This is a genomic window from Candidatus Bandiella numerosa (assembly GCF_021811875.1).
Taxonomy (GTDB): domain Bacteria; phylum Pseudomonadota; class Alphaproteobacteria; order Rickettsiales; family Midichloriaceae; genus Aquirickettsia; species Aquirickettsia numerosa_A.
Genome location: NZ_JAJBJD010000090.1, coordinates 1 through 4,331 on the forward strand (window position 1 = coordinate 1; position 4,331 = coordinate 4,331).

Consider the following 4,331-nt stretch of genomic DNA (forward strand, 5'->3'; position numbering starts at 1 on the left):
AAAGATTTCATTCTAGCATTGGCTATAAAAAGCCCATGAATGTTTATTTAGAGGCATTGAAAAATGCTGCTTAATAATAGGAAGCAAAATTCTCAAAATTTTGTCTTGATTTTTCAGTCCACTATAGTATAGCGTAAAACAAAAAATTGTGGCAATCACGTTATTTAAAAAAGGCCTTAGCTTAAGGAGTATAGCTGAAGTAATAGGAGCTAACAATGTCATTGTATTATACTGGATAAATTTAACTCTCAGTTATAGATGCGACAGAGCCAGAAAAGCTACCTGCGGTATTTATGCAACAAAGTCATGTTACTATAATTATCATTATTTACAAGCTATATGAGACACTATATATACGCCTTATTTATAATATTGATAAATAATCAAATTGCCAAAGCTTCAATGCGCGATATAGATTTGACATATGAGTTTAATTTCAATAATAAAACTAGTTTGCAAGAAATTAATAAAATAAGGGCTAAAAATAAGTATGAGTTAACAGCGGGCAAAAATGTAACGGAGGCGGCATTAAAAATCCCAATAAACAATAAATATTGGCTTTCCATATCAGCAGGTAGGAATTTTTCCAGCAGGCATTATAGTACAACTTCAGATATAGATATTGCAGAATACTTTCCATCTCATTATATCTCTAAAAAATATAAAGTACTAGCTTATTACACTATGTGCATAGTATCAAATATAACTAAAAAAGAAAACCCATGGATTTTAAATGATCATTATATACTAACAAAACCAATTTGTGATATGGCAGTAGATAGGTATATTTTCGCAGATAGATTAAAAAGATATAATAAAGGGTCTAAACTACTCACAACCACTCAGTCTTTCGTTTCTTATATTGCTGATTATAGACTGGGATTGGATTTGGAAATACCTATAGCCAAAATACTAGTTACTAATAAATTGTACCAAGTGCAATTTAATCCATATGTTCTGATAGGCAGCTCTATATCCTATAGTATAGAGAGTGTTTATAAGGTAGATCAAAAAAGAGAATTAGTAAATAAAGAAAAAAGATATGGACTCGGAATCAAATACGGATTAGGCGTAGAATTTACTGTAAATGAAAATACAAGTATAGATCTTAAATTATGTAGATTTAATACAAAAGGGGGAGCCATAGCTAACTTAATGGCTGGCATTTCTTTCTCTTATTAGACTTAGCTCAGATATTAATGACTATAAGTCTTCTGTAAAGTAAGGTTCACATATTAGCCATTGCTCGTATCCTATTTCTTCTTTTATATCAGATTTATCAAGCTGAGATTGATTATAATACTCGCATGAAAGGTATAAATCCAATTCTACCTCTAGGCCGTCTATTGCAGTATTGCCATTATATAGTCTAGCTATATATTCAAATCTTGGGCAATTAGAATAAGTAACCTCCTCATTTCTTGAGACGCCATTTAGCACCGAATCTAGTGAGTAATGAAATTTTTGTTCGCAACCTTTGAGGTTAGCCGAGTACTGAGAAAAGTGATCAAAATATTGCCTTATTAAGGCTAAGTTTTTTTGTTCAAATGCAAGATCTATTAAATCATACCCAATCGAGTTATAGCATTCCCGTCCATTAATAGATGTGGAAAAGGCAACGTTTATACTTTCAAAATATTTATCAGACACAGTTGAAATCTCACGCGCCTCTAAAGGAAAGGACTTTTTAAAATTAATAACGATTTTTAGTAACTCTTTTAAAAACTTGCACGAATATTCTTTATATTGCATGATACTGTATGGTGAGTATTCAATAGAGTTATCAAAATTGAGACTGGTAATATTTGTTAGTTTTGAAAATAACTCTTCGTTTCTTTTGTAAAAATAATCAATCGATAAGAAAGATCTGTCTTCAGTAAATTTAACAACTTCTGAGCAATAAAACCACCCGCATTCTATGACCGTTTTAACCTGATCCTTCTTGAGAGCGTTATTATAGGAGTTTATTACATAAATATCTTCTTTGGAGAATTGCTCCTTTTCTATATCATCGATTTTTGATTGGTAGTCTTTTAGTTTATCTGGATGATATAAAGTTAAATACTTTCTAGTAAACGCAGAAACATCTTTAAGATTCGCAGTGTCTTTTGGTAAGAGCTTATTTAACTCAGCATTATTAACTATATATTTTTTTTGCAAAACCTTTTCATAACTTTCTTTTATATCTTTCTTCGGGCCTATATAACTACTTTGACCTAACGATCTGTCAGATTCAAAATTCAATTTATCTTTGATGTTTGAATTAATATCATTTATTATAACTTTTGCATAAAGCAATCTAGATGATAGGTATACATCAAAAATCTCATCTAAGGCTGATGATAATGTAATCCTCTCAATTCCTAAATCTATGCCATAAAGTATATTATGATATAAATAGTAATGTTTTATACAACTATCTTTCTCAAAAAAAGACAGCATCTTATCAAAAGAAAAAAATGAATCATCGATCACTATATTTTGATGAATAAGATGGTAATTGACACACAAAGCGACTGGCGTTTCATCTCCCAGATCTTTTAGAATAGAAGTAAAGATCTTTTCATCGAAGCAAATGCTGTTATAGGTGTAAAGCAAGTACCTTGCCTTTGTTAATTCTGAATAGCTTGAGCCATATTGAAGATATTTGCAGCCCTTCAGTACATCCTCTTCTGTCTTTGCTTTAGCTATGTGTATAACACCCAATTGAGAAGCAGAATAAGAATTCCCATTTATAGAGTAGGAGCGTTGATACCAATTATCAGCATCGTCTAATAAAGTAGAAAAAAAATAGAAATCGCCGCATAGAGTATATAATTTCGCGAACTGTGCATCATTTTTTTTAAAAACATCATACTTTAGGTTGCAATATTTATCTCCTTCAGCATTTATCAGTGCACTGAATCCAAGCAATAAATCCTTAGTTTTATCAGATTTTGTTAAATTAACGCAAAAAGAATAGTAATCGCGTTCTGATATCACTTCACTTAGTCTACATAAATTATACGAAATGTTAAAAAATGAAGGGGCGTCTACATTTTTTATTTCATCAAAATCCAATAATTTTACTAATACACTAGATAGGCTTAAGCAATCTTCATTTAATACTACATTACTGTCAGTACTTTTAATTACGAACATTGAATCAACAATGTTTTGTAACAACTTATCCGTTGCCTTAACGCTTTTTAAAGAATAATCTTTAGGGACAAATGCCTTAGAATCTTTATATTTTTTACAATTAACGATGCTCGATACCATTTTATAGATCTTCTATTGTTAGTTCGGTATAATTACCACATATTTCTGGATGCACATTAATCCACTGCATGATAGCATAGCAGTTTTTGTAATTCATCGGCGCATTTGCGTTAACAACAACGTTATTATGTTGGATACAGACCATCGCTTGTGTATAAGGCTCGCTGTCTCGAATGGTTTCACACATAGATCCCTCATCTCTTATATCTCGATTTAGCAACAATTTTATACCATTCATATAATCATCTAAGGCTTTAAAAGTGTCTTTTATGGGGGTCTTAATAGCAGAACTATCTTCTTTATAAAAATCTAGCTGCTTTGCTTGGCCATTAACGTACGCAGAAATTTGAAAATATTTTGAGATATTGGCCATAGAATAAGCCGAATACGACTTTTTCCCAATAGAGAAAAAAAGTCCAGGGTTTTGTTCAAATTTAAAATTTTCATTTTTTATCGCCAAGTATTGAAAAAATATGTGCATAATGTTATAGTACTTATCCGAATGAGAGCATGAAAGTGGCTTTTGGTCAGGATTATCTGCGTTATGGCCATATATTATGTTCTCATTAAACTTAACATCAAAATCTTGCTTGCCACTTTGAAAAAGTAGCGTAGATCTCTCGTGAAAATGCTTAAGGTCTGTGTAAAATTTATTAATTAAATAATCGTAGCCGTTACTAACAGCATTATATTCGTTATTCAGTTCTTGGCTTGTGCACAATTCCATGAATTGATCATGCTTAGGCAAAGCCTGTAACTCAGATGTAGATATAATTTTACCGTAAGATTCAATATATTTTTCAATTTCAAGAGAATGTGCTTTTTGAGGCGTTAGTTCAGAACTTTTCATAGCTTAAATCGTGTTTATACAATTTTATATGATAGTATAAAAAGCGGCGATTAATGTCAACAGAACTTTGGGCACAGTCAAATTAAGTTTCATTAAATAAAGGCCGTTGCATAAATGCAAAGCAAGGAAGATATGCAATAAATGGATTTAAAAAATTAGATTCATATAAAGAAGAACGATAAGTTTGGTATAAAAGCTGATAGAATAATAGGAATTCAAG

General features: G+C 31.0%; 3 protein-coding genes. 1 reads left to right on the forward strand and 2 read right to left on the reverse strand.

Features of this window, described 5'->3' with window-relative positions; genetic code table 11:
* The first annotated feature begins 402 nt into the window (after positions 1–402).
* Complete coding sequence (locus L8D11_RS03715) at positions 403–1,182, forward strand: hypothetical protein (RefSeq protein WP_236870332.1); 780 nt, start codon at positions 403–405, stop codon at positions 1,180–1,182.
* Positions 1,183–1,203: 21 nt separating this feature from the next.
* Here L8D11_RS03715 and L8D11_RS03720 read toward each other — a convergent pair whose 3' ends face one another.
* Both L8D11_RS03720 and L8D11_RS03725 read right to left on the reverse strand, forming a co-directional pair.
* Complete coding sequence (locus L8D11_RS03720; RefSeq protein ID WP_236870333.1) at positions 1,204–3,261, reverse strand: hypothetical protein; 2,058 nt, start codon at positions 3,259–3,261, stop codon at positions 1,204–1,206.
* A gap of 1 nt (position 3,262) precedes the next feature.
* On the reverse strand, positions 3,263–4,111 hold the full coding sequence (locus L8D11_RS03725; protein ID WP_236870334.1) for a hypothetical protein: 849 nt from the start codon (positions 4,109–4,111) through the stop codon (positions 3,263–3,265).
* Positions 4,112–4,331: the final 220 nt, after the last annotated feature.